The following is a 24,377-nucleotide window of genomic DNA, read 5'->3' as shown; positions in this document are numbered from 1 at the left end:
CGACCTTGATCGGACTCAGGAGGCCGGGATGACGGGGCCGGGACGCAGGAGCAGTACCTTCACTCGGCTGCTGCGGCACGGTTTCACCGACCCCTCCGCCGCCGAACGCCTCCTCGACGGCGGCGAGCTGGCCGCCGTGCGCAACGACCCCGTCCTGCTGGAGGCCCTCGGCCGGACCGCCGACCCCGACCTCGCGCTGCACGGACTCGTACGGCTGCTGGAAGCGCAGCCCGGGGCGACCGCGCGGCGGGAACTGCTCGACACCGTGATCGCCGCCAAGCCGCTGCGGGACCGGCTGCTCGGGGTGCTCGGCGCGTCCGCCGCGCTCGCCGACCACCTCGCCCGCCACCCGCGGGACTGGGAGGCCCTCGTCACCTACGAGCCGCGCGACCTCCACCCCGGGGTGGAGGAGTTCGAACGCGGGCTCGCCGAGGCGGACGACCTCGTCTCGCTGCGCGTCGCCTACCGGCGGTGCCTGCTGTCCATAGCCGCGCGGGACGTGTGCGGGACCACCGACGTCGCCGAGACCGCCGCCGAGCTGGCGGACCTCGCCACGGCCACCCTGCGCGCCGCCCTCGCGCTGGCCCGCGACGCCGCGCCCGACGACGCCGCGCTGTGCCGGCTCGCCGTCATCGCGATGGGCAAGTGCGGCGGGCACGAACTCAACTACGTCTCCGACGTCGACGTCATCTTCGTCGGCGAGGCCGTCGAGGGCGCCGACGAGGGCAAGGCGCTGCGCGCCGCCACCAAGCTCGCCTCGCACATGATGCGGATCTGCTCCGAGACCACCGTGGAAGGCTCGATCTGGCCCGTCGACGCCAACCTGCGCCCCGAGGGACGCAACGGCCCGCTGGTGCGCACCCTCAGCAGCCACCTCGCCTACTACCAGCGCTGGGCCAAGACCTGGGAGTTCCAGGCCCTGCTCAAGGCCCGGCCGGTCGCCGGCGACCTCAGCCTCGGCGAGGAGTACGTCGCCGCCGTCGGGCCGATGGTGTGGCAGGCCGCCGAGCGGGAGAACTTCGTCGCCGACGTGCAGAAGATGCGGCGCCGGGTCGTGGAGAACATCCCCGCCGCCGAGGTCGAGCGCGAGCTGAAACTCGGGCCGGGCGGCCTGCGGGACGTCGAGTTCGCCGTCCAGCTGCTCCAGCTGGTGCACGGGCGCGCGGACGCCTCCCTGCGCAGCGGCACGACCCTGAACGCGCTGCAGGCGCTCGCCGCCGGCGGGTACGTGGGGCGGGCGGACGCCGTGCAGCTCGACGACGCCTACCGCTTCCTGCGGTCCATGGAACACCGGATCCAGCTCTACCGGCTGCGGCGCACCCACCTCGTGCCCGAGGACGAGGGCGACCAGCGGCGGCTCGGACGGTCGCTGGGGCTGCGCTCCGACCCCGTGGGGGAGCTCAACCGCGAGTGGAAGCGGCACGCCGCCGTGGTGCGGCGGTTGCACGAGAAGCTGTTCTACCGGCCGCTGCTCGACGCCGTCGCCCAACTCGCGCCGGGCGAGGCCAGGTTGAGCACGGTCGCCGCCAGGGAGCGGCTCGTCGCGCTGGGATACGCCGACCCCGCGGCCGCGCTGCGGCACCTGGAGGCGCTGGCCTCCGGGGTGTCGCGCAAGGCCGCCATCCAGCGGACGCTGCTGCCCGTGCTGCTCGGCTGGTTCGCCGACTCCGCCGACCCCGACGCCGGGCTGCTGAACTTCCGCAAGGTGTCCGACGCGCTCGGCAAGACCCCCTGGTACCTGCGCCTCCTGCGCGACGAGGGCGCCGCCGCGGAGAACCTCGCCCGGGTGCTGTCCGCCGGGCGGCTCGCCCCCGACCTGCTGATGCGCGCCCCGGAAGCCGTCGCGCTGCTCGGCGACGGCGACGGCGGGCGCGGCGGCTTCGGCGGCCTGGGCGTGGGCGGCGGCCTGGAACCGCGCGGGCGCAGGGCTCTCGAGCAGGAGATACTCGCCGCCGTCGGCCGCGCGGACGGTGCGGTCCAGGCCGTCACCGCCGCGCGCGGTGTCCGACGGCGCGAGCTGTTCCGTACGGCCGCCGCGGACATCGTCGGCTCCTACGGCACCGAGTCCCAGCCCGCCGAGGCCGACCAGGGCGCCCTGGTGGACCTCGTCGGCGGGGCGGTGTCCGACCTCACGGCGGCGACCCTCGCCGGAACCCTGCGCGCGGTCGTGCGCGCGGGCTGGGGGGACACCCTGCCCACCCGGTTCGCGATCATCGGCATGGGCCGGTTCGGCGGGCACGAGCTGGGCTACGGCTCGGACGCCGACGTCGTCTTCGTCCACGAGGCGCGGGAGGGCGTCGGGGAGGAGGAGGCCGCGCGGGCCGCCGCGGCCGTCGTGGCGGAGATGCGGCGGCTGCTGCAGCTCCCGAGCGCGGATCCGCCGCTGCTGGTCGACGCCGATCTGCGGCCCGAGGGGAAGTCGGGGCCGCTGGTGCGGACGCTGAAGTCGTACGAGGCGTACTACCGGCGGTGGTCGCTGGTGTGGGAGTCGCAGGCGCTGCTGCGGGCGGAACCGGTCGCCGGGGACGAGGAGCTGGCCGGGCGGTTCATGGAGCTCGTCGACCCGCTGCGGTATCCGCGGGGCGGGCTGGGCGAGGAGGCCGTGCGGGAGATCCGGCGGCTGAAGGCGCGGATGGAGTCGGAGCGGCTGCCGCGGGGGTCCGATCCCAAGCTGCACACCAAGCTGGGGCCCGGGGGGCTGTCCGACGTGGAGTGGACCGTGCAGTTGCTGCAGCTGCGGCACGGGGCCGAGGAGCCGGGGCTGCGGACCACGCGGACGCGTGCCGCGCTGGCCGCCGCGCGGGACGCGGGGCTGCTGTCGGAGGAGGACGCGGCGACGCTCGACGAGGCGTGGGTGCTGGCCACCCGGGTGCGCAACGCGGTGATGCTGGTGCGCGGGCGGGCGGGCGACACGTTCCCGTCGGACGCCCGGGAGCTGGGCGCCGTCGGGCGGTACCTGGGGTACGGCCCGGGGCGGGTGGGCGACATGCTGGACGACTACCGCCGCACGGCCCGCCGCGCCCGGACCGTGGTGGACGAGCTGTTCTACGGCGGGTGAGCCGCGCGCCCGGGGCGGGGCACGCCTCTTGTGGTCGCGCGCCCGGGGCGGGCAGGCCCTGTGTGGCCGCGCCCCGGGCAGGGCACGCCCTGTGCAGCCGCGGGCACGCCCCCTGTGGCCGCGACCGGGCAGGGCACGCCTTGTGTCGACCCGGGCGGGGCACGCCCGGTGTGGCCGCGACCCGGGCGGGGCACGCCCTGTGTGGCCGCGACCCGGGCGGGGCACGCCCTGTGCAGCCGCGCCCCGGGCGGGACACGTCCCCTGTGGCCGCGACCGGGCAGGGCACGCCCTGTGTCGACCCGGGCGGGGCACGCCCTGTGTGGCCGCGACCCGGGCGGGACACGCCCTCTGCAGCCGCGCCCGGGCGGGCCGCGACCGGGCAGGGCACCCTCTGTGTGGCCGCGACCCGGGCGGGACGCCTGTGCAGCCGCGACCCGGGCGGGACACCCCCCCGTGGCCGCGACCGGGCAGGCCACGCCCTGTGCAGCCGCGGCCCGGGCGGGACACGCCCCGTGTAACCGCGCCGCGCAAGACACGCCCCGTGTAGCCGCGCCCCGGGGCGAGACACCCCCTACGTCTCCGGCAGCAGCACCCCCGTCGCCGTAGTCCTCGGGAGGCGGTGCGGGAGGGTGCCGTACCAGAGGCGGGACAGGGCGCAGCCGAAGGCGAGGCACAGGGCGCCGCCCACCGCGTCCAGCCAGAAGTGGTTGGCGGTGGCGACGATCACCACCAGGGTGAGGGTCGGGTAGAGCAGGCCCAGGACGCGGGCCCAGGGCGTCGCGGCCAGGGCGAAGACCGTCAGACCGCACCACAGGGACCAGCCGATGTGCATGGACGGCATCGCGGCGTACTGGTTGGACATGCTCTTCAGGTCGCCGGAGGCCATCGAGCCCCAGGTCCGGTGGACCACCACCGTGTCGACGAAGTGGGCGCCGGTCATCAGACGCGGCGGCGCCAGCGGATAGAAGTAGTAGCCGGCCAGGGCCACGCCCGTGGTCGCGAAGAGGCCCAGCCGGCAGGCGGCGTAGCGGCCGGGGTGGGCGCGGTAGAGCCAGACCAGCACGCCGAGGGTGACGACGAAGTGCAGGGTGGCGTAGTAGTAGTTCATCCCGACGATGAGCCAGGTCGCCGAGTTGACGGTGTGGTTGATCGACTGTTCGGCCGCGATGCCGAGCTGGTGCTCGGCCCGCCAGATCCAGTCGGCGTTGCGCAGCGCCTCGGTCCGCTGCTCCGGGACCGCGTTGCGGATCAGGGAGTACGTCCAGTAACTCAGTGCGATGAGCAGGACCTCGAACCACACCCGGGGCCGGCGGGGAGCGCGCAGCCGCCGCAGGGGGTTCGCGGCCGTGAAAGAGTGTGGGACGGCCTTGTCGTGGCCTTCCGGACATGTCACGGTCGGTTCGCCCATGGACACAAAGTCTGCCAGATCGGCGTTATCTCCGAATCGTCCCTCGGTGTCGTCCCACCCGCATGCCGAGGGGAGAGTTCACGCGCGGTTGCGGTCTCCGGAGGCGGTGGAGCCGCGGACGACCAGTTCGGGCATGAACACGAACTCGCTGTGCGGGGCGGGTGTGCCGCCGATCTCCTCCAGGAGCGTGCGCACGGCTGCCTGGCCCATCGCGGGCACCGGCTTGCGGATGGTCGTCAGGGGCGGGTCGGTGAAGGCGATCAGCGGGGAGTCGTCGAAACCGACCACGGAGACGTCCTTGGGGACGTCGAGTCCCCGCTGGCGGACCGCCCGGATCGCGCCCAGGGCCATCATGTCGCTGGCGCAGACCACGGCCGTGCAGTCCCTCTCCAGCAGGGCGGCGGCGGCCGCCTGGCCGCCCTCCAGGGTGTACAGGGAGTGCTGGACCAGCTCCGACTCGATGGTCTCGGGGCTGATGCCCAACTGGTCCTGCACGGCGCGGACGAAGCCCTCGATCTTGCGCTGCACGGGGACGAAGCGCTTCGGGCCGAGGGCGAGGCCGATGCGGGTGTGGCCGAGGGAGACCAGATGGGTGACCGCGAGGATCATCGCCGCGCGGTCGTCGGGGGAGATGAAGGGGGCCTGCACCTTCGGCGAGAACCCGTCGACCAGGACGAAGGGAACGCCCTGTGCGCGCAGTTGCTCGTAGCGCTGCATGTCGGCCGTGGTGTCCGCGTGCAGTCCCGATACGTAGATGATGCCGGCGACGCCGCGGTCGACCAGCATCTCGGTCAGCTCGTCCTCGGTGGAGCCGCCCGGGGTCTGGGTGGCGAGGACCGGCGTGTAGCCCTGGCGGGTGAGGGCCTGGCCGATGACCTGGGCCAGCGCCGGGAAGATCGGGTTCTCCAGCTCCGGCGTGATGAGGCCGACGAGGCCCGCGCTGCGCTGCCGCAGCCGGACGGGGCGCTCGTAGCCCAGCACGTCGAGGGCGGCGAGCACGGACTCACGGGTGGTGGCGGCGACGCCGGGCTTGCCGTTGAGCACCCGGCTGACGGTCGCTTCGCTCACCCCCGCCTGCGCTGCGATGTCGGCAAGCCGTGTGGTCACAGGGCTGGACTGTACCCGCCGGGCGACACCCGGCGCACCGGACGGCCGCAGTGGCCGACCGGTCGAACGGCCGGGCCCGGGCTGCTGTGTCATCGCGCTCCCTCTGGAAAGTGAAAGCAAGGGTTTGCAGAACCTTGCAGGGGCGTCCGTATAGCGCTCGACCCTTGTGAACAAGCGTCTCATGACGGTCGCCGAGAGGTCACGCCCGGATAACTTCGAAGCCGTCTTGCGCTTTTTTGCTGCAAGGTCTTTCGCGACGCTTACAACGCTGTTACGTTCACGTCGCCCGGCGGCCGCCGCAACGGCGCAGTCGGCAAGTCGGCAAGTCGACAGGGGCGCGGACGGGACCGCCCCCTGTGGCTACTCGGGCCTTACCCTCAAGGAGAACTCAATGCGGCGTGGCATAGCGGCCAGCGCGCTGGTGGCGTCCCTCGCCCTCGCGGCGACGGCGTGCGGCGGGAGCGACAGCGGCGACTCGGCCGGCGGCCCGGTCACCATCACCTGGTGGGACACCTCCAACGCCACCAACGAGGCGCCGACGTACCAGGCCCTGGTCAAGGAGTTCGAGGCCGCCAACAAGGACATCAAGGTCAAGTACGTCAACGTCCCCTTCGACCAGGCGCAGAACAAGTTCGACACCGCCGCCGGCTCCAAGGGCGCCCCGGACGTGCTGCGCTCGGAGGTCGGCTGGACCCCCGCCTTCGCCAAGAAGGGCTTCTTCCTGCCGCTGGACGGCACCGAGGCCCTCGCGGACCAGGCGAAGTTCAAGCCCAACCTGATCCAGCAGGCCCAGTACGAGGGCAAGACCTACGGCGTGCCGATCGTCACCGACACGCTCGCGCTCGTCTACAACAAGCAGCTCTTCGCCAAGGCCGGCCTCACCGCCGCCCCGAAGACCTGGGACGAGCTGAAGACGGCCGCCGCCACCGTCAAGGACAAGACCGGCGTCGACGGCTACTGGGGCTCCACCCAGGCCTACTACGCCCAGTCCTTCCTCCACGGCGAGGGCGCCGACACCGTCGACGTCGACGCCAAGAAGGTCACCGTCAACTCGCCGGCCGCGAAGAAGGCGTACGGCACCTGGCTCGGCCTCTTCGACGGCAAGGGCCTGCACAAGGCCGACACCACCGCCGACGCCTACGCCCACATCCAGGACGCCTTCGTCAACGGCAAGGTCGCCGCGATCGTCCAGGGCCCCTGGGAGATCACCAACTTCTACAAGGGCTCGGCGTTCAAGGACAAGGCCAACCTGGGCATCGCCCCCGTCCCGGCCGGCTCCACCGGCAAGGCGGGCGCCCCGACCGGCGGCCACAACCTGTCGGTCTACGCCGGCTCCGACGCCGCCCACCAGAAGGCCGCGCTGAAGTTCCTCAACTTCATGACCTCCGCGAAGTCCCAGGCGACCGTCGCACAGAAGAACTCCACGCTGCCCACCCGCGACGACGCCTACACCGACCAGGTCAAGGCCGACCCGGGCATCGCCGGCTACGGCGCCGTCCTGTCCGCCGCCCGGCCGCGCCCCGCGCTGCCGGAGTACAGCTCCCTGTGGGGCCCGCTCGACAGCGAGCTGCCCAAGATCGCAGGCGGCAAGGAGACCCTCGACGAGGGCCTCGGCAACGCCGAGACGGCCATCGCCAAGCTGGTGCCCGACTTCGGCAAGTGAGCCCCGCCGTGGCCGCCCTGGACGCCGGCCACACCACGGGCACACCCGGCCGCCGGACCTCCCTCGGGGAGGGCCCGGCGGCCCCGAGCCCGCCCGGCCCACCCCCTGATCCCCCAGAAGGTGTCGAACCATGACAGTCGCCATCGACCGAGCGACCGGCAAGCGGCGCGGTGAGCGAGACCCGCGGCCCGGGCCGGGCCGGCGCCTGATGCAGGCCTATCAGAAGCACTGGTACGCCTACGCGATGATCGCCCCGGTGGCGATCGTCCTCGGCGTCCTCGTGCTCTACCCCCTCGCCTACGGCTTCTACCTCACCCTCACCGACGCCGACAGCCTCAACACGGCCCGCACCATCGGCGTCAACGAGATCGAGGCCACCTACAAGTTCATCGGCCTCGACAACTACGCCGACATCCTGTGGGGCCCGACGGCCTACGACCGCTTCTGGTCGCACTTCCTGTGGACCATCGCCTGGACCGCGCTCTGCGTCACCCTGCACTACTTCATCGGACTCGGCCTCGCGCTGCTGCTCAACCGCGAGTTCCGCGGCCGCACCCTCTACCGCATGATCCTCGTGCTGCCCTGGGCCGTCCCCACGTTCGTCACCGTCTTCGGCTGGCGCTTCATGCTCGCCGACGGCGGCGTCGTCAACGCCGCGCTGGACGCCCTGCACCTGCCCTCGCCGCTGTGGCTGGAGGACACCTTCTGGCAGCGGTTCGCCGCGATCATGGTCAACACCTGGTGCGGTGTGCCGTTCATGATGCTCTCGCTGCTCGGCGGCCTCCAGTCCATCGACTCCTCGCTCTACGAGGCGGCCGAGATGGACGGGGCCGACGCCTGGCAGCGGTTCCGGTACGTCACCCTGCCCGGCCTGAGGTCCGTCAGCTCCACGGTCGTCCTCCTCGGCGTCATCTGGACGTTCAACCAGTTCGCCATCATCTTCCTGCTGTTCGGCGACACCGCCCCGGACGCGCAGATCCTCGTCACCTGGGCGTACTACCTCGGCTTCGGACAGCAGCCGCGCGACTTCGCCCAGTCGGCCGCCTACGGCATCCTGCTGCTGGCCGTCCTGATCGTCTTCACCTCCTTCTACCGCCGCTGGCTGAGCCGCAACGACGAGCAGCTCGCGATCTGAGGCAGGAGCCCCCATGAGCACCAGCACCGCCCCCACCTCCGTCGCGACGACCGACCGGCCCGCCGGGACCGCCCCGGCGGGCGCCGTCCGCCGCCGCGGCCGGCGCGGCCCCCTCGCCACCCTCGCCACCCACGGCGTCCTCGTCGCGGCGAGCCTCGTCGCCTTCTTCCCGGTCGCCTGGCTGATCTTCCTCTCCCTCGGCCCGGACAAGGACGACTACCTGCACCCCGGCGGGATCTGGCGCAAGGCGACGCTCGACAACTACACGTTCGTCCTGGAGCACACCGCGTTCTTCGACTGGCTGCGCAGCACGCTCGTCGTCGTCCTCGGCACCACCGCCATCGGCGTGATCATCGCCGCCACCAGCGGCTACGCCGTCTCCCGGATGCGCTTCCCGGGCTACAAGAAGTTCATGTGGGTCCTGCTCGTCACCCAGATGTTCCCGGTCGCCGTCCTGATCGTGCCGATGTACCAGATCATGTCGGAGCTGCAGCTCATCGACACCTACCTCGGACTGATCCTCGTCAACTGCACCACCGTCGTCCCCTACAGCGCCTGGCTGCTCAAGGGCTACTTCGACACCATCCCGTTCGAGATCGACGAGGCCGGACGCGTCGACGGACTCAGCCCCTTCGGCGCCTTCCTGCGGCTGGTCCTGCCGCTGGCCAGGCCCGGCCTCGCCGTCGCCGCCTTCTACAACTTCCTCACCGCCTTCGGCGAGGTCGCCTTCGCCTCGACGTTCATGCTGTCCGACTCCAAGTACACCTTCGCCGTCGGCCTGCAGAGCTTCGTCAGCGAGCACGACGCCCAGCGCAACCTGATGGCCGCCACCGCCGTGCTGATCGCGATACCCGTCTCCGTCTTCTTCTACCTTGTCCAGAAGAACCTGGTGACCGGCCTCACCGCCGGCGGCACGAAGGGCTGACGCCCCGGCCGTGAGAACGACTCCCGCGCGCCCCGCCGCGCGGGCGGCGGCCGCGGTGCCCTTCCGACCCCGCAGGCACCGCGGCCGCCTCGTCACCCGCCGCCGAAACCCCGAGCACCGACCGTGACCGCGACTCCGTTACCTACCAAGGACACCATGAGCCAGCACTCCGCCGACCCGGCACCGAACTCCGCCGTCGCCACCGTCGCCAAGCGCCGCGACTGGTGGCGTGACGCGGTGATCTACCAGGTCTATCCGCGCAGCTTCGCCGACAGCAACGGCGACGGCATGGGGGACCTGGAAGGCGTACGATCCCGCCTCCCGTACCTGCGCGACCTCGGCGTGGACGCCGTGTGGCTCAGCCCCTTCTACGCCTCCCCCCAGGCCGACGCCGGCTACGACGTGGCCGACTACCGGGCCGTCGACCCCATGTTCGGCAACCTCCTCGACGCCGACGCGCTGATCCGCGACGCCCACGAACTGGGCCTCAGGATCATCGTCGACCTGGTGCCCAACCACTCCTCCGACCAGCACGAGTGGTTCCGGCGCGCCGTCGCCGAGGGACCCGGCTCACCCCTGCGGGAGCGCTACCACTTCCGCCCCGGCACCGGGAAGAACGGCGAACTCCCGCCCAACGACTGGGAGTCCATCTTCGGCGGGCCCGCCTGGACACGCGTCGAGGACGGCGAGTGGTACCTGCACCTCTTCGCGCCCGAGCAGCCCGACTTCAACTGGGAACACCCAGCGGTCGGCGACGAGTTCCGTTCGATCCTGCGGTTCTGGCTCGACATGGGCGTGGACGGTTTCCGCATCGATGTGGCACACGGACTGGTGAAGGCGGAGGGCCTCCCCGACCTTGGATCCCACGACCAGCTCAAGCTGCTGGGCAACGACGTCATGCCGTTCTTCGACCAGGACGGCGTCCACGAGATCTACCGGCAGTGGCGCGAGGTCCTCGACGAGTATGCGGGCGAACGTATCTTCGTCGCCGAGGCGTGGACCCCGACCGTCGAGCGCACCGCGAACTACGTCCGCCCCGACGAACTGCACCAGGCCTTCAACTTCCAGTACCTGAGCACCGACTGGGACGCGAAGGAGCTGCGCAAGGTCGTCGACCTCACCCTGGAGGCCATGCGGCCCGTCGGCGCCCCCGCCACCTGGGTGCTGTCCAACCACGACGTCACCCGGCACGCCACCCGCTTCGCCAACCCGCCCGGCCTCGGCACCCAGATCCGCCTCGCCGGCGACCGCGAGCTGGGCCTCCGGCGCGCCCGGGCGGCCACCCTGCTCATGCTGGCGCTGCCCGGCTCGGCGTACATCTACCAGGGCGAGGAGCTGGGCCTCCCGGACGTCGTCGACCTGCCCGACGAGGTGCGCCAGGACCCGGCGTACTTCCGTGGCGCCGGCCAGGACGGCTTCCGTGACGGCTGCCGGGTGCCGATCCCGTGGACCCGCACGGGATCGTCGTACGGCTTCGGCAGCGGCGGCAGTTGGCTGCCCCAGCCGCAGAGCTGGGGGGAGCTGAGCATCGAGGCGCAGACGGGAGCGGCCGGCTCCACTCTCGAGCTCTACCGCGCCGCGCTCGCCGTCCGCCGTGAGCAGCCCGACCTCGGCGCGGGCGACTCGGTGGAGTGGCTGAAGGCTCCGGAGGGCGTTCTGGCATTCCGGCGCGGGGAGTTCGTGTGCGTCGCCAACACCGGCGGCGAGTCGGTGACGACCCCCGCCCACGGCCGCCTCCTCCTCGCCAGCGGCGAGATCGCCGAGACGGACGGCGAGACGAAGATCCCGGCGGACACCACGGTGTGGTGGACGACGGCCTGACAGCCGGTCACGTCTCACGGGGGATCGCTTCGGCGGTCCCCCGTGAAAATGTTTACTCAGAGTTTCAACTCTATTGCTGTAAACCTTTCACGGCGGTACGTTCGCGCGGCGCCAGGCAAAGACGCCTGGCCGTCGTCGCAAGGAGTACACGCCCGTGATATCGAGATGGTCCGTCACCGCGACCGCGCTCGCCGCCACCGCCGCGGCCCTCGTCGCGCCCGCCACCACCGCACACGCCTCCCCGCCCGGCGCCAAGGACGTCACCGCCGTCCTCTTCGAGTGGAAGTTCGCCTCGGTCGCGAAGGAGTGCACCAGCACCCTCGGCCCGGCGGGCTACGGCTACGTCCAGGTCTCGCCGCCCGCCGAGCACATCCAGGGCTCCCAGTGGTGGACGTCCTACCAGCCGGTGAGCTACCGGATCGCGGGCCGGCTCGGTGACCGCACGGCCTTCAAGGCCATGGTGGACACCTGCCACGCGGCCGGTGTGAAGGTCGTCGTCGACACCGTCGTCAACCACATGGCGGCGGGCGGCGGCACCGGCACCGGCGGCTCGTCGTACACCAAGTACGACTATCCGGGCCTGTACTCCTCCTACGACTTCGACGACTGCACGTCCCAGGTGACCAACTACCAGGACCGCTGGAACGTCCAGCACTGCGAACTCGTCGGCCTCGCCGACCTCGACACCGGCGAGGACTACGTCCGCAACACCGTCGCCGGTTACCTGAACGACCTGCTCACCCTCGGCGTCGACGGCTTCCGCATCGACGCGGCCAAGCACGTCGACTCCGCCGACCTCGCCGCCGTCAAGTCCAGGCTGACCAACCCGAACGCCTACTGGAAACAGGAGGTCATCCACGGCAGCGGAGAGGCCGTGCAGCCCACCGAGTACGCGGGCAACGGGGACGTCCAGGAGTTCCGCTACGCCTACGACCTCAAGCGCGTCTTCCGCAACGAGAACCTCGCCTACCTGAAGAACTACGGCGAGGGCTGGGGCTACATGAAGAGCTCGGCGGCCGGCGTCTTCGTCGACAACCACGACACCGAGCGCAACGGCTCCACGCTCAGCTACAAGGACAACGCCGCCTACACCCTGGCCAACGTCTTCATGCTCGCCTGGCCCTACGGCGCGCCCGACGTCAACTCCGGCTACGAGTGGTCGGACGCGGACGCGGGGCCGCCCAACGGCGGCACGGTCAACGCCTGCTGGCAGGACGGCTGGAAGTGCCAGCACGCCTGGCCGGAGATCCTGCGCATGGTCGCCTTCCGCAACGCCACCCGCGGCGAGCCGGTCACCGACTGGTGGGACAACGGCGGCGACGCCATCGCCTTCGGGCGGGGCGCCAAGGGCTTCGTGGCCGTCAACCACGAGTCGGGCTCACTGACCCGCACCTACCAGACGTCGCTGCCTGCGGGGACGTACTGCAACGTCCAGAACAACACCACGGTGAGCGTGAACTCCGGCGGCCGGTTCACGGCGACCCTGGGCCCCGACACCGCCCTGGCCATCCACGCGGGCAGGGGCAGCTGTTGAGCGATCTCTGAAAGTTCTTTCCCATTGTTTCAGGACTCTTGCTGTAAGTGTTTCGGCGGCGATACGGTCGCGCGGGGTCGGACCCACAAGAGCCGTCATGCAAGGAGTCCACGTCAGTGATACCGAGATGGCCGGTGCCGTCCAGGCGCCCAACCGCCCGTGCCGGACGGGTCGCTGCGGTCACCGCGACCGCGCTGGCCGCAGCGCTCGTCCAGCCCCTCGCCGCCCGGGCCGAGACCCCGCCCGCCCCGCCGTCCGACGCACGGCTCGCCGCCCAGCCCGCCCGGCACGACGACACGCGCGAGCAGTTCTACTTCGTCCTGCCGGACCGGTTCGCCAACGGTGACACCGCCAACGACAAGGGCGGCCTGACCGGTTCGCGCCTCGCCACCGGCTACGACCCCACCGACAAGGGCTTCTACCAGGGCGGCGACCTCAAGGGCCTGACCGGGAAACTCGACTACATCAAGGGCCTCGGCACCACCGCCATCTGGATGGCCCCGATCTTCAAGAACCGTCCGGTGCAGGGCACCGGGGCCAACGCCTCGGCCGGCTACCACGGGTACTGGATCACGGACTTCACCCAGGTCGACCCGCACTTCGGCACGAACAAGGACCTCGAGACCCTCATCGACAAGGCCCACGACAAGGGCATGAAGGTCTTCTTCGACGTCATCACCAACCACACGGCGGACGTCGTCGACTACGAGGAGAAGTCCTACGACTACCTCTCCAAGGGCGCCTTCCCGTACCTGACGAAGGACGGACAGCCCTTCGACGACGCCGACTACGCGGACGGGCGGCGCGCCTTCCCCGCCGTCGACCGGGACTCCTTCCCGCGCACCCCGGTCGTCACCAGGAAGAACAAGGTGCCGTCGTGGCTCAACGACCCGACGATGTACCACAATCGCGGCGACTCCACCTTCGCCGGTGAGAGCTCCACCCACGGCGACTTCTCCGGCCTCGACGACCTGTGGACCGAACGTCCCGAGGTCGTCAGCGGCATGGAGAAGATCTACCAGCGGTGGGTGCGGGACTTCGACATCGACGGCTTCCGGATCGACACCGTGAAGCACGTGAACATGGAGTTCTGGACCCAGTGGGCGACCGCTCTGGACGCCTACGCGGCCCGGCACGGACGCGACGACTTCTTCATGTTCGGCGAGGTCTACTCCGCCGACACGGACATCACGTCCCCGTACGTCACCCAGGGCCGCCTCGACGCCACGCTCGACTTCCCCTTCCAGGAGGCGGCACGGCAGTACGCCTCCCAGGGCGGCAGCGCGCGAGAGCTCGCCTCCGTCTTCGGCGACGACTACAAGTACACGACCGACAAGGCCAACGCCTACGAGCAGGTCACCTTCCTCGGCAACCACGACATGGGCCGCATCGGCCACTTCCTGAAGCAGGACGACCCGAAGGCCACCGACGCCGAACTGCTCGGGAAGGACCGGCTCGCCAACGAGCTGATGTTCCTCAGCCGCGGCAACCCGGTCGTCTACTACGGCGACGAGCAGGGCTTCACCGGCGCCGGCGGCGACAAGGACGCCCGCCAGACGATGTTCGCGTCGAAGACCGCCGACTACCTCGACGACGACCAGCTCGGCACCGACCGCACCCACGCGAGCGCCGCCTACGACACGCACGCACCGCTCTACCGGCAGATCGCGGCCCTGGCCGAGCTGCGCAAGGCCAACCCGGCCCTCACGGACGGCGTCCAGACCGAGCGCTACGCGGCGGACGGCCCGGGCGTCTACGCCTTCTCCCGCACCGACGCGAAGACCGGCACCGACTACGTCGTCGCCTTCAACAACGCCGACGACGCGAAGTCGGCGACCTTCGCGACCGGTTCGGCGGACATGGCGTTCCGAGGCGTCTACGGCAGCAAGGACACGCTGACGTCCGGCGCCGACAAGAAGCTCACCGTCCGCGTCCCGGCCGGCTCGGCGATCGTCCTCAAGGCGGCGGGCAGGCTCGCCAGGCCCGCGACCAAGCCGGTCATCACCCTCGACGCCCCTGCCACCGGCGCCACCGGCACCGTCGAACTGGGCGCCGACGTCGAGGGCGGGCAGCTCAACCGGGTCGTCTTCGCCGCCCAGGTCGGCAACGGCGCATGGCACACCCTCGGCTCCGCCGACCACGCCCCGTACAAGGTCAGGCAGGTCATCGGCAAGGACGTACCGCCGGGGACCGCCCTGCGCTACAAGGCGGTCGTGATCGACTCGGCCGGGCGGACGTCGAGCGCGACCGCCGGCAGCACCACCGGCACCCCGCCCGCCCCCGAGCCCCCCACCGCCTCCTCCCGCGACCACGCGATCGTCCACTACAAGCGCACCGACGGCGACTACGCCGACTGGGGCCTGTACGCCTGGGGCGACCTCGCCGACGGCGAGTCCACGAACTGGCCCGACAGCCACCCCTTCGCCGGCCGGGACGCCTACGGCGCCTTCGCCTACGTCAGGCTGAAGCCGGGCGCGTCGAACGTCGGCTTCCTCGTCATCGACAAGCAGGGGAACAAGGACGTCTCCGCCGACCGCACGATCGACGTCACCAAGACGGGTGAGGTGTGGATCGAGCAGGGCAAGGAGACCGTACGGACCGAGCGTCCCGAGTACCCCGCGCAGGACAAGTCCAAGGCCGTCCTGCACTACCACCGCGCCGACGGGAACCACGACGGCTGGGGGCTGCACGTCTGGACGGGCGCCGCACACCCCACCGACTGGTCGAACCCCCTGAAGCCGGTGAAGACTGACCCCTATGGCGCGGTCTTCGAGGTGCCGCTCACCGAGGGTGCCACCAGTCTCAGCTACATCATCCACAAGGGCGACGAGAAGGACCTGCCCGCCGACCAGTCGCTGGACCTCACGGCGAACGGCCACGAGGTGTGGCTGTTGAACGGCCAGGAGAAGTACCTGCTGCCGCAGCCCGCGGGCAGCGCGGCCGCCCTCGACCTGACCACCTCCAAGGCGGTCTGGATCGACCGGCACACCGTCGCCTGGAACGGCTCCGACGCGGCCGCCTCCACCCAGCTGCTGTACTCCCGCGACGGCTCGATCGAGGTGAAGGACGGGGCGCTGACCAGCGACGACGAGCGCTGGCTGCGGCTGTCCAGGACCACCCTCACCGACGCCCAGAAAGCGAAGTTCCCGCACTTGAAGGACTACACCGTGTGGTCCGTCGACCCGCGCGACCGCGACCGGGTGCGCGAGGCGCTCAGCGGCCAGCTCGTCGCCTCCCAGCGGGCCGTGAACAGCGCGGTGCTCGCGGCGACCGGCGTGCAGATCGCCGGCGTGCTCGACGACCTGTACCCCGGGGCGACGAAGGCGGAGCTCGGGCCGACGTTCCGCCACGGCCGTCCGACGCTGGCCGTCTGGGCGCCGACGGCACAGAGCGTCGCCCTGGAGCTCGACGGCTCCACGGTGCCGATGCGGCGCGACGACACCACCGGCGTCTGGTCCGTCACCGGCCCCGCGTCCTGGAAGAACAAGCCGTACCGGTACGTCGTCCGGGTCTGGGCGCCCAGCGTCCGCCAGATCGTCACCAACAAGGTCACCGACCCGTACTCGCTCGCCCTCACCGCGAACTCCGGGCGCAGCCTCGTCGTGGACCTCGGCGACAAGTCCCTCGCCCCCGGCGGCTGGGCCGCCCTGCGCAAGCCCCGGGCTGTACCGCTGCGGGACGCCCAGATCCAGGAACTGCACATCCGGGACTTCTCCGTCGCGGACCGGACGGCTCGGCACCCCGGCACCTACCTGGCCTTCGCCGACAAGGAGAGCGCCGGTTCGAAGCACCTGCGGGAGCTGGCGAAGGCGGGCACCTCCTACGTCCACCTGCTGCCCGCGTTCGACATCGCCACCATCCCCGAGCGGAAGGCCGACCAGGCGACACCGGACTGCGATCTCGCCTCCTACCCGGCCGACTCCGACCGGCAGCAGGCGTGCGTCGGGAAGACCGCCGCGAAGGACGCCTACAACTGGGGCTACGACCCCTACCACTACACGGTCCCCGAGGGCTCCTACGCCACCGACCCGGACGGCACGGCGCGCACCGTCGAGTTCCGCAGGATGGTGAAGGCGCTGAACGAGGACGGCCTGCGGGTCGTCATGGACGTCGTCTACAACCACACCGCGGCGAGCGGCCAGGCGGACACCAGCGTCCTCGACCGGATCGTGCCCGGCTACTACCAGCGGCTCCTCGCCGACGGCTCGGTGGCGAACAGCACCTGCTGCGCCAACACCGCCACCGAGAACGCCATGATGGGCAAGCTGGTCGTCGACTCGGTCGTCACCTGGGCCAGGGAGTACAAGGTCGACGGCTTCCGCTTCGACCTCATGGGCCACCACCCGAAGGCCAACATCCTCGCGGTCCGCAAGGCCCTCGACGCGCTGACCGTGGACAGGGACGGAGTCGACGGCAAGAAGATCATCCTCTACGGCGAGGGCTGGAACTTCGGCGAGGTCGCCGACGACGCCCGCTTCGTCCAGGCCACCCAGAAGAACATGGCCGGCACCGGCGTCGCCACCTTCTCCGACCGCGCCCGGGACGCGGTGCGCGGCGGCGGCCCCTTCGACGAGGACCCCGGCGTCCAGGGCTTCGCCTCGGGGCTGTACACCGAGCCCAACTCCTCGGCGCACAACGGCACTCCGGACGAGCAGAAGGCCCGGCTGCTGCACTACCAGGACCTCATCAAGGTGGGCCTGACCGGCAACCTGGCCCGCTACCGCTTCGCCGGCGCGGACGGCACGGAGGTCACCGGTGCCGACGTCGACTACAACGGTGCCCCCGCCGGGTACGCGGACGCTCCCGGCGACGCCCTCGCCTACGCCGACGCGCACGACAACGAGTCGCTGTTCGACGCGCTGGCCTACAAACTGCCCCCGTCGGTGAGCGCGTCCGACCGGGCCCGGATGCAGGTCCTCGCCATGGCCACGGCGACCCTCTCGCAGGGGCCCTCCCTGTCCCAGGCGGGCACGGACCTGCTGCGCTCCAAGTCCCTGGACCGCAACTCCTTCGACAGCGGTGACTGGTTCAACGCGATCCACTGGGACTGCCGGGACGGCAACGGCTTCGGGCGCGGGCTGCCGATGGCCGCCGACAACGCGTCCAAGTGGCCGTATGCCAAGCCGTTGCTCGGCACCGTCTCGGTGGGCTGCCCGCAGATCGAGGGGGCCTCTGCGGCCTACCGCGACCTGCTGCGGATCCGTACGACGGAGAAGGACTTCTCCCTCGGCACGGCCGAGCGGGTGCAGTCCCGGCTCTCCTTCCCGCTGTCGGGGAAGGACGAGACGCCCGGCGTGATCACCATGCGCCTCGGTGACCTGGTCGTCGTCTTCAACGCCACGCCGACCACCCAGGAGCAGCGACTCGCGGTGGCGGCCGGGACCGGCTACCGCCTGCACCCGGTGCAGGCGGCGGGCGCGGACCCTACAGTCAAGTCCTCGACATACCAAGCGGAATCGGGCACGTTCGCCGTTCCGGGCAGGACCGTGGCGGTCTTCTCCCGCACACGCTGAACAAGGGCTTACCTTGGTGGAGCGGGCCACGGACGCGGTCCGCTCCACCAAGGGGTGCCCGAGGGCTGACATTTGGACGTCGACGGCAAGCGGACCGACGCGACCGTCCTGGTCGTGGACGATGTGCCGGCCAGCCGGTTCGCCATGGGCGCGCTGCTGCGCCGCGCCGGCCACCAGGTCGTCCCCGTGGCCAGCGGCCGGGAGGCGCTCGTCGAACTCGACGTGCGGCTGCGCCGTGGCGCCCTGCCCGACGTGGCGCTGGTCGACGTGGGCCTGCCCGACATGAGCGGCTTCGACCTGTGCCGCCGGCTCAAGGCCCGCCCGCACATGGCCGGATTACCCGTCGTGCACTTCTCGGCCGCCGCCCTCGCCTCCGGCGACCGCTGCCAGGGACTGGACGCGGGCGGCGAGGCCTATCTGACGATGCCCGCCGAACCCGAGGAGATCGCCGCCGTCGTCCGGGCCGCCGTGCGCGCCGCCCGGCTGCGGGCCGGCGACCAGGCGCTGGCCCGCAGACTGTCCCTGCTGTCGGAGACCATCGTCACCGTGCAGTCGGCGCGCTCCCTCCAGGAACTCGCCGACGCCGCCGCCGAGGGCGCCGGGCGGCTCACCGGCGGACCCGCCGCCGTCTTCGTCCTCGCCCCGGACGACGAGCTCTACCGCGGTGCCTCCCGCGACCGCACCTCCCTCGCGCTGCCCGACGCGGACGCCCACCGCACCGTGGCCGCGCTGCTGCGCCGGCTCACCCGCGGACAGGCCGGGGTGCAGATCACCACCGTGCCCGCCCCGCTGTGGCCGGCCGGCTTCTTCCGGCCCGGCCTCCAGCACGACGCCCGCCTGGTGCTGGTGCCCACCCAGGACGGCAGGGCGTCGGTGTGCCTCGCCACACCCACCCGTGAGGTGCGCAGGGTCGACCCCGAGCGGGAGGCGGTGGCCGCCCGGCTCGCGCAGGCCGCCGCGCTCGCCGCCCAGCCGCTGCTCATGTACCAGGTCGAGCGGCACGTCGCCCTCACCCTCCAGCACAGCTTCCTGCCCCAGCCGCACCGGCTGCCCGAACTGCCCGGCGTCGACATCGCCGTCCGCTACGTGCCCGCCTCCCGGGACACCGAGATCGGCGGCGACTTCTACGCCGCCCAGCGCACCGCCGACGGCGTGCTCACCGCCGTCGGCGACGTCGTCGGGCACTCGCTGGAGGCGGCCACCGTCATGGTCGAGATCCGGCACGCGCTGCGCGCCTACTGCGTCGACGAGAGCGACCCGGCCGTGCTCGCCGAGCGCCTGGACCGGATGCTCCAGCACCACCACCCCGAGGTCACCGCGACGGTGTGCCTGGCGCTGATCGACCCCGGCACCGGAGAGACCCGCGTCGCCAACGCCGGTCACATCCCGCCGCTCGTCGTCCGCGACGGCCGCGGCGCCGACTACGTCAAGGCCGCCGGCCCTCTGCTGGGCCTCGGCGTGCCCCACCCGCCGCCCACCGAACTGCGCTTGGCGCCCGGCGACCGGCTCCTCATGGTCACCGACGGTCTGATCGAGACCCGAGGCATCGACCTCGCCGTCTCCATGGAGCACCTGCGGGCCGCGGCGGCCGGCGCGCTGCCAGGCCTGGACGCCCTGTGCGACACCCTGCTCGGCTGCTTCGGCCACGACCGGGACGACGACATCGCGATGCTGGCGCTGAGCCGCACCGGCTGAGCGGGGCCCACCAGCGCCGGCGCACTAGGGTGATCGCGACCCCAGAACAGGAGTGCCCATGCCGCAGATCACCGTCGACTACTCCGACCGGCTCGCCGACGACTTCGACCGGCCCGGATTCGCCCGGGCGCTGCACACCGCCGTCGTCGACATCGCGGCCGCCAAGCCGCCCGCCTGCAAGACGCAGTTCCGCCGCACCGAGGACGCCGTCGTCGGCCCCGACACCGAGGGGCACGCCATCGTCCACGTCCACATCGGGCTGCTCGCCGGACGCAGCGAGGAGACCAGGTCCCGGCTGACCGACGTGGTGCTGGACCTGCTGCGCCAGTACGTCAAGCCCGCCGGGTCACTGGCCGTGCACGCCTCCGCCGAGGTCCGCGACCTCGACCCCTCCTACCGCAAGTACGACGCCTGACCGGTCAGGACGCCAGAGCGATGAGCCCGGCCGCCAGTGTGCCGAAGGGGCCGTCGGCCGGCTCGTCGCCCAGGACGGGCCGCAGCAGCTCACGCAGCCGCGGGTCGTGGGCGGCGCTCACCGCGGCGAGGGCGGCGAAGTCCTGCACGAGCTGCACCTCCAGCTCCTCGCGCGGGATGCGCCGCCCGTCCAGCCACAGCAGCGCGGTCGACTCGGCCAGGGAGATCCAGGAGCGGACGACCAGCTCCAGACGCGCGGGCGGATCACAGACGCCCAGATGCGACAGGATCTCCTCGTAGGCGGCCTGACGCACGGAGTCGATGAGCGCGTTCGTGGTCGAGACATGACTGATCGTGTCCGCTGCTGCGGCGGAGACCGCCGGGCCGCCGCGCATCAGGGCGGAGAAACCGGGACCGTGCGCGTCGACGAAGTCGAAGAACCGGCCCATCACCCGCAGCAACCGCGCCCCCAGCGGCCCTTCGTGCGGCTCGGCGAACCGGCTCCTCAGATCCTGCGCGGCCCGCTGCAACGCGGCCTCGTACAGACTGAGTTTGCCGGGGAAGTAGTGGTAGACGAGAGGGCGGGAGATACCGGCGGTCGCGGCTATCTCGTCGATGGAGACCTCGTCGGGCGAACGACGGGCGAACAGTTCGAGGGCGACGCCGATCAACTGCTGCCGACGCTCCTCCACACCCATCCTGCGGCGGACCCCGGTAGTCATAAGACCACCTTACCGATCGAATCCGGACGCGAACGGACCGGACCTTTCACGCCGTTCGTCACCGCAGTCCGCTGACCGACCGCCCGCCCTTCAACGTCCCCTCCAGATCAGCCCGCGCGCCCCGCTTCGTCCGCACGGCCAGCAGATTGCCGGCGGACTCCCCGCGCACCCCGCCGGTCGCCCGCACCGACTCCGCCGCGCGGTCACCGGCCGCGAGGAGGTACCAGGAACCGGCCTCGGACTTCCACAGCACACCCGCCAGGACGTGCGGGTCGCGCGGACCGCACGCCGGCACGTCCCCGGCCGCCGCCACGACCGCCCCGAACAGACCGCCCGGCGTGCGGAACTGGGCCAGCGCCCGCGTCCCGTCGCCCCGCCAGGTCTCCGCCCGCGTGCACACCCAGCCGCCGGAGCCGCTCCCGTCGGGCAGCGGCTGCCGCGCGTACGCCCAGGCGTTGACCGACCGCACGCCCTGCGCGCGCACCTCGCCCAGCGAGCAGGCGAACGGCGCCCAGGCGCGCAGCGCCTCCGCGCCCGTCGCGTCCTTCGGCGCGGCCGGCCGGCCGGCGGTGATCCGGGCGGGCAGGATCTCGCCGAGGTCGCTCAGCAGGTACGAGCCGGACGCGTCCGACAGTTGCAGCACGTTCCAGGTGGTGCAGGCCCCGGCGCGGGTCGCGGGGCTCGCCAGAGGCGAGGTGACACCGCGGGTCAGCGTCAGGTTCATCAGCCCCGCGCCCGGCTTCGACAGGTCCCGCTCGGCCGCCTGGCGCACCCAGGGGGCCGCCAGATAGCGGACGTTGCCGTCGGCCCGGTCCAGCACCACCGCCCCGGCCTCCGGGCCGAGCGCGCCGTCCGCCCGCGCGAGGTCGAGGACGGCGCCGGCCGTGCCGTTCTCCGGCTCGGCGTAGCGGGCGATGCGCAGACCGTCGTAGAGGATCACCACGCGCGCGACGCCGACGTCACCCGCGTAGAGCAGCTGGGGCGGTCCGGAAGGGCCGCCGGCCGGAGTGCCGGGCGTCGCCGAGACCCGGACCGCGTCACCGGGGCGCGCCCACACGGCGAGCGCCCGGCGCAGCAACGCGTCGTCCCCGGTGAGCTCGCCGCGCGCGGGCCACACGGAGAAGTCGGCGCGGGTGGCGGTCTTCCAGGCGACGGGGGAGACCCGGACCAGCCGGCCCGGGTCGAGGGCGGCCTCCGCCGCGGGGTTGCGCGCGTACGGCGGGGCGGCGGCGCCGTCGGGACCCCAGTCGCGGTCGGGCAGCGCGAACAGCGCGCCGCACACGGCGAGCGCGGCCGCGGCGGCGAGCGCGGCCCGTGTGTGCCGGCGGCGGCGCATCAGGTCGGTGGGGCGGGCCTGGAGCGAGCAGGGGTCGAACTCGGGGGACTCCAGCAGGGAGTACCGGGCGGGGACGGCGCCGGCCGCTTCCAGCGCGGCGTCCACGTCGTCCACCCCGGCCTCGGTCAGCGCCCTGCGCACCTCAGCGTCGTCGAGTCGCTCAAGGCCCCGCAGCACGTAGGCGGCGCGGGCCGGGGCCGACAGCGAGGCCAGCGACTGGTCCAGGGCGAGTTCCTCGGCGCCGCCGGAACGGGGGAAGAGACGCAGCCCCCACACCATCGGCAGCACCGGCGGCACCAGCGCGTGCCGGGACCTGCGGGCCCGCTGCCTCAGCGGCAGAGTGGCCTCCAGCGCCGAGCGCAGCACGCGCAGCCGGACGTAGCCGTAGCCGGCGTCGCCGTCGCGGGCGGTGGACTGGGCGGGGATGACGGGGGCCGGGGCGCCGGGGCGGGGCAGGGCGCGCTGGGCGAGGGCGTGCGCGGTCAGGACGCGCCGGCCGCGGCCGAGATCCGGGGAGAGCACCAGGTAGGCGATCCGGACGAGACGCGGATAGTGCTCGACGAGCGCGGCCTCGGCCTGCTCGACGTCGACGACCCGATCGGCGACGGATCCGGAAACGGGGCGCGGGACGACATCCTGTGGCTGCACGCCCAGGGCAACGAGCGAGCCGACGGATGGTCACACGGGCCGAGCGGCTTCGCTGCGCCGGGCGGACGCGGACGCGGGTGGGCTGCCGCGGTGTTCGTGTTGTTCCGCCCCGGACGGCCCGTTCCGCCGGGTGGACTGTGCGGTCGGGCGAGCTGTAGCGCCGAGCGAGCCGTCGGGCCGGGTGAGCGGCCCTGCCGTTCGGGCGGCTTGTGCGGGTGAGTTGAGCGGCGGGGTGCGCGGGCGCGGGCACGGGTGAGTGGTCGGGCGGGTGGATGGCCCCGCAGGGTCAGTTCTCCGGTTCGGTCAGGGCTCGGGCGTAGTTCGCCATCGACCGCTGGTAGCGGGGGAGATGGGCTGCCAGGGCCTCCAGGACCAGGGCGAGGCCCTCGCGGTCGCGGTCGAGGCTCGACAGGCACAGCGCGAGTGTCGCGCGGACTGCGTCGTCCAACTCGTCGGAAGGGGCGTCCAGTTCCGGGGTGAGGAGCTTGACGCCTTCCTCCGGCCGCCCCACGTTCCGCAGGGAGCTGGACAGCTGGATCTTCGCGCGCCGCCCCCGGTACCCGTCGAGGCCGCCCGCGAGCGCCTCCCGGTACAGCGGGACCGCGCGGTCGGAGTGCCCTGTCGAGTCCCAGGCGCAGGCCCGCTCGAACAGGCCCAGCGGGCTGTCCGCCGGCAGTTCCGCGGCCAGCGCGTCGATCACGGCCCGGAAGTCGGCCGCATCCTGTTCGCCGTAGGTGTCGAAGGAGGCCCAGGCGGCGGCCACCCGGTCGTCCCATGCTCGGTCGTCGTGGTTCACCGGCCCACCTTGGCACGGGTGGGGCCGCCGGGGCACCGGTATTTTGAGCGGACCGTGCGCGGGAGCCGTATCCAGGACGAGGCTCTTCCAGGGAGGACGGACAGATGAAGGTGACCCGACCGATGCTCGCGGCGGCAGCCGCCGCGGCGGCGCTCGTGCTGACCGGCTGCGGCGGCTCCGGCGGTTCCGGCGGTGACGCTCCGGCCGTCCCCGAGGCCGCCACGGGCAGCCTGGAGCAACTGGCCGCCGAGGTGAAGTGCAAGCCGAACATGCAGACCGACGCGGACGAACTGCGCCAGGCCATCTGCAAGAATCCCGAGGGCAAGTTCATCCTCGTCACCTTCGCCACCGACCGCGGACAGCGCGAGTGGATCAACGGGGCGAAGGACTACGGCGGTCACTACCTGGTCGGCCGCAAGTGGGTCGCCGTGGGCGAGACCAGCACCGTGACGGCGCTGCGCAAGAAGCTCGGCGGCGACATCGAGGAGGGCACGGACCACTCGGCGCACACGGGGTCGCACGAAGGCCACGAGGGCTCGGCCGAACCCTCCGCCGGGGCGACGCACTCCGGTCACTGAACCGGCTGCCGAAGTCGCCGCTCA

Annotated in this window: 15 protein-coding genes; 10 read left to right on the top strand and 5 right to left on the bottom strand. The window is 72.1% G+C overall.

What is annotated here, in order from left to right; translation table 11 throughout:
- Nucleotides 1-28 precede the first annotated feature (28 nt).
- Nucleotides 29-3,058: a bifunctional [glutamine synthetase] adenylyltransferase/[glutamine synthetase]-adenylyl-L-tyrosine phosphorylase gene (locus ACFYXA_RS15035; protein ID WP_389032570.1), complete on the top strand. Its 3,030-nt coding sequence runs from the start codon at nucleotides 29-31 to the stop codon at nucleotides 3,056-3,058.
- Between the two features lie 571 nt (nucleotides 3,059-3,629).
- Here ACFYXA_RS15035 and ACFYXA_RS15030 read toward each other — a convergent pair.
- Both ACFYXA_RS15030 and ACFYXA_RS15025 read right to left on the bottom strand, forming a co-directional pair.
- On the bottom strand, nucleotides 3,630-4,466 hold the full coding sequence (locus tag ACFYXA_RS15030; protein WP_352249944.1) for a phosphatase PAP2 family protein: 837 nt from the start codon (nucleotides 4,464-4,466) through the stop codon (nucleotides 3,630-3,632).
- A gap of 78 nt (nucleotides 4,467-4,544) precedes the next feature.
- Entirely contained in the window at nucleotides 4,545-5,573 is a 1,029-nt protein-coding gene (locus ACFYXA_RS15025; protein WP_352249942.1) for a LacI family DNA-binding transcriptional regulator, read from the bottom strand.
- Nucleotides 5,574-5,964: 391 nt separating this feature from the next.
- Between ACFYXA_RS15025 and ACFYXA_RS15020 the strand changes: the two genes are divergently transcribed.
- The 8 genes from ACFYXA_RS15020 (at nucleotide 5,965) to ACFYXA_RS14985 (ending at nucleotide 20,274) form a co-directional block, all read left to right on the top strand.
- A complete protein-coding gene (locus ACFYXA_RS15020; protein WP_389032566.1) occupies nucleotides 5,965-7,236 on the top strand; it encodes an extracellular solute-binding protein in 1,272 nt (423 codons plus the stop codon).
- A gap of 130 nt (nucleotides 7,237-7,366) precedes the next feature.
- On the top strand, nucleotides 7,367-8,371 hold the full coding sequence (locus tag ACFYXA_RS15015) for a carbohydrate ABC transporter permease (protein WP_389032563.1): 1,005 nt from the start codon (nucleotides 7,367-7,369) through the stop codon (nucleotides 8,369-8,371).
- 13 nt (nucleotides 8,372-8,384) lie between these two features.
- A complete protein-coding gene (locus ACFYXA_RS15010; protein WP_352249936.1) occupies nucleotides 8,385-9,296 on the top strand; it encodes an ABC transporter permease subunit in 912 nt (303 codons plus the stop codon).
- Between the two features lie 156 nt (nucleotides 9,297-9,452).
- Nucleotides 9,453-11,117: a glycoside hydrolase family 13 protein gene (locus tag ACFYXA_RS15005; RefSeq protein ID WP_389032560.1), complete on the top strand. Its 1,665-nt coding sequence runs from the start codon at nucleotides 9,453-9,455 to the stop codon at nucleotides 11,115-11,117.
- Between the two features lie 154 nt (nucleotides 11,118-11,271).
- Nucleotides 11,272-12,651, top strand: coding sequence for an alpha-amylase family protein (locus ACFYXA_RS15000; RefSeq protein WP_389032558.1), 1,380 nt, complete (start codon nucleotides 11,272-11,274; stop codon nucleotides 12,649-12,651).
- A gap of 116 nt (nucleotides 12,652-12,767) precedes the next feature.
- The gene (gene pulA / locus ACFYXA_RS14995; RefSeq protein ID WP_389032555.1) at nucleotides 12,768-18,164 is read left to right on the top strand and encodes a pullulanase-type alpha-1,6-glucosidase; all 5,397 of its coding nucleotides are present in this window, start codon (nucleotides 12,768-12,770) and stop codon (nucleotides 18,162-18,164) included.
- A 72-nt stretch (nucleotides 18,165-18,236) separates the two neighbouring features.
- A complete protein-coding gene (locus ACFYXA_RS14990; RefSeq protein WP_389032552.1) occupies nucleotides 18,237-19,859 on the top strand; it encodes a SpoIIE family protein phosphatase in 1,623 nt (540 codons plus the stop codon).
- A gap of 58 nt (nucleotides 19,860-19,917) precedes the next feature.
- Nucleotides 19,918-20,274 (top strand): 5-carboxymethyl-2-hydroxymuconate Delta-isomerase, encoded by a 357-nt coding sequence (locus ACFYXA_RS14985; RefSeq protein ID WP_389032549.1) that lies wholly within the window; start codon nucleotides 19,918-19,920, stop codon nucleotides 20,272-20,274.
- A gap of 4 nt (nucleotides 20,275-20,278) precedes the next feature.
- Here ACFYXA_RS14985 and ACFYXA_RS14980 read toward each other — a convergent pair whose 3' ends face one another.
- The 3 genes from ACFYXA_RS14980 to ACFYXA_RS14970 all read right to left on the bottom strand — a co-directional run bounded on the left by ACFYXA_RS14980 (nucleotide 20,279) and on the right by ACFYXA_RS14970 (nucleotide 23,775).
- Nucleotides 20,279-20,995, bottom strand: a complete 717-nt coding sequence (locus ACFYXA_RS14980) for a TetR/AcrR family transcriptional regulator (protein ID WP_352249926.1) — start codon at nucleotides 20,993-20,995, stop codon at nucleotides 20,279-20,281.
- Between the two features lie 58 nt (nucleotides 20,996-21,053).
- A complete protein-coding gene (locus tag ACFYXA_RS14975) occupies nucleotides 21,054-22,979 on the bottom strand; it encodes a hypothetical protein (protein ID WP_389032544.1) in 1,926 nt (641 codons plus the stop codon).
- A gap of 286 nt (nucleotides 22,980-23,265) precedes the next feature.
- Nucleotides 23,266-23,775, bottom strand: a complete 510-nt coding sequence (locus tag ACFYXA_RS14970) for a tetratricopeptide repeat protein (protein WP_389032541.1) — start codon at nucleotides 23,773-23,775, stop codon at nucleotides 23,266-23,268.
- Nucleotides 23,776-23,879: 104 nt separating this feature from the next.
- On the opposite strand from ACFYXA_RS14970, the gene ACFYXA_RS14965 reads away from it, so the two are divergent.
- Nucleotides 23,880-24,353: a hypothetical protein gene (locus ACFYXA_RS14965; RefSeq protein ID WP_389032538.1), complete on the top strand. Its 474-nt coding sequence runs from the start codon at nucleotides 23,880-23,882 to the stop codon at nucleotides 24,351-24,353.
- Nucleotides 24,354-24,377 lie beyond the last annotated feature (24 nt).

The sequence above is a fragment of the Streptomyces sp. NPDC002566 genome, assembly GCF_042889585.1.
In the GTDB taxonomy this organism is placed as follows: Bacteria; Actinomycetota; Actinomycetes; order Streptomycetales; family Streptomycetaceae; genus Streptomyces.
Note: the sequence above shows the minus strand (reverse complement) of the source record. Positions and strands in the feature narration are given on the sequence as shown.

Coding starts and splice junctions, on each gene's coding strand:
- ACFYXA_RS15035 (WP_389032570.1), top strand. CDS start 29: ATGACGGGGCCGGGACGCAGGAGCAGTACCTTCACTCGGCTGCTGCGG.
- ACFYXA_RS15030 (WP_352249944.1), bottom strand. CDS start 4,466: ATGGGCGAACCGACCGTGACATGTCCGGAAGGCCACGACAAGGCCGTC.
- ACFYXA_RS15020 (WP_389032566.1), top strand. CDS start 5,965: ATGCGGCGTGGCATAGCGGCCAGCGCGCTGGTGGCGTCCCTCGCCCTC.
- ACFYXA_RS15015 (WP_389032563.1), top strand. CDS start 7,367: ATGACAGTCGCCATCGACCGAGCGACCGGCAAGCGGCGCGGTGAGCGA.
- ACFYXA_RS15010 (WP_352249936.1), top strand. CDS start 8,385: ATGAGCACCAGCACCGCCCCCACCTCCGTCGCGACGACCGACCGGCCC.
- ACFYXA_RS15005 (WP_389032560.1), top strand. CDS start 9,453: ATGAGCCAGCACTCCGCCGACCCGGCACCGAACTCCGCCGTCGCCACC.
- ACFYXA_RS14985 (WP_389032549.1), top strand. CDS start 19,918: ATGCCGCAGATCACCGTCGACTACTCCGACCGGCTCGCCGACGACTTC.
- ACFYXA_RS14980 (WP_352249926.1), bottom strand. CDS start 20,995: ATGACTACCGGGGTCCGCCGCAGGATGGGTGTGGAGGAGCGTCGGCAG.
- ACFYXA_RS14965 (WP_389032538.1), top strand. CDS start 23,880: ATGAAGGTGACCCGACCGATGCTCGCGGCGGCAGCCGCCGCGGCGGCG.